Annotated in this window: 2 protein-coding genes; both read right to left on the bottom strand. The window is 38.1% G+C overall.

Translation table 11 applies throughout. From position 1 onward, the window contains the following. Window positions 1-327 precede the first annotated feature (327 nt). Window positions 328-660: a hypothetical protein gene (locus N475_RS02720; RefSeq protein ID WP_063355650.1), complete on the bottom strand. Its 333-nt coding sequence runs from the start codon at window positions 658-660 to the stop codon at window positions 328-330. Then, on the bottom strand, window positions 660-1,604 hold a 945-nt coding region (locus N475_RS02715), incomplete at its 5' end, for a hypothetical protein (RefSeq protein ID WP_211270594.1). The genes N475_RS02715 and N475_RS02720, both read right to left, overlap by 1 nt.

The raw sequence follows: 1,604 nt of genomic DNA, 5'->3' as shown, positions 1-1,604 counted from the left end.
CACTTGGAACTTGAATTCGGGGTTGAATCGCGTCGTCACTGAGCCAAATAGCAATATTGCCACGCTGTATCAATGCGCGATTATAGGCAGGCCAATTTTTAATTTTCTTTGTCATGGTGGCTTTGATTGCGTTATGTTTTTTGATCTGATCACGCAAAAGTTCAGAAGTTCAATTATTTAGGAAACAAGGCCGTTCGGATTCCACAAACTTATTCATCGCGCACTGAAACAGAAAAGCCCCAGCAAATTGCTGGGGCTTAATATTTATAAACAGTTCAGGGACAAATGTGTACCTATCCCATTTTTTTCTAGGCCTATATATCCCAATCAGATTTTAATATTTATACTCTCATATGAATCACCACATACTAGCGTCATATTTTTTCCCGAAATTTTAAATATATAACTTTTATCAGTCAGAGCACATTTAGGTATTTTCTTTTGAGAGCTACTCTCTATTTCTACTATAGATTTTGGAAACCTACCTTCTTTACTAATAAATTCCTGCACTTCATCTTTTATTATAAGGATATCCATTTTTAGTTTTGATGAAGCTATTTCATCATAAGAATGAAGCCCAAAATACTGGAAGAATAAAAAAAATAGTAATACTAAAAGGAAAATGATTGTAAAAAAGCTCCCTAGAGATACTTTTAACATTAGTATTCCCCCCGCTTACTATTTGTATTGTAAATTGGCTTAGGGTAGCTCTTCAAGTTTGGAAAAGGAATACGAGTGCTTGGGCTACGGCCAGAGTAATAATATTGCATTTGTAGAGAGGTAGACTTTATCCAATTATGAATTTCATTAACATTAACAGCATTTTGATAACCCAAAAATCCTCCTACTTCTTTAAACATGTATACATGCAACTTTTCATGAAATGCCAATATTTCGAACACAGTCTCTGAAGAACTAAGATCTAAAATCAATACTGTTCCGTTAGGAAGAGCAAAGTCTGTTTTTATTCCTAAATCAATTACTATGTCATCGGTCTGGGGGACCTCGGGAAAATACTCTGATAGCCAATCATCAATGTTTTCTAACATTTCCTCTGCCCTCTCTTTGCTAATACCTATATTCTTTTTTGCACTTGAGCTTCTTGCACTCCCCTCAGCATTCAACAAATGCATCATCGCCGCGGTCCTAGCACCGTTTGCAAACTTACCACCAGAAGCGACCGATGAAATTCCACCGACTAAAGCGTGACTGCCTGCCCATTGAACTTGCTGTCCAAACTCTAATTCCGCAAATGTCCTACCGGATTCTGGATTAACATCAAATTCAACCTTGAAATACTGCCCTATTTCATAAAAGGCCTGTGCAGTCATTCCGGCAATAGCACCTGTTTTCAGTGCTTGAGATGGAGTCCCCCCCATAGCTCGCGTGAACTCATAGTTCCACATTGCTGAGCAAGCTCCAACTGCTAGTCCACAAATTCCCGATGCGATATTACCGACGATACTGACTACATCAGCTCCAAATACTTTTACCGCACCACGAATTATTTGTCGATTTATCTTCTTTGATACGTTTCGCATAACTGCACTAAACAAATACCCACTCGGATCCGTATACGACATCGGATTATTCAACACATAACT

This window comes from Pseudoalteromonas luteoviolacea DSM 6061 (genome assembly GCF_001625655.1).
GTDB lineage: Bacteria > Pseudomonadota > Gammaproteobacteria > Enterobacterales > Alteromonadaceae > Pseudoalteromonas > Pseudoalteromonas luteoviolacea.
The sequence above is the reverse complement of the archived record's forward strand: the minus strand, read 5'-3'. Positions and strand labels throughout refer to the sequence as shown.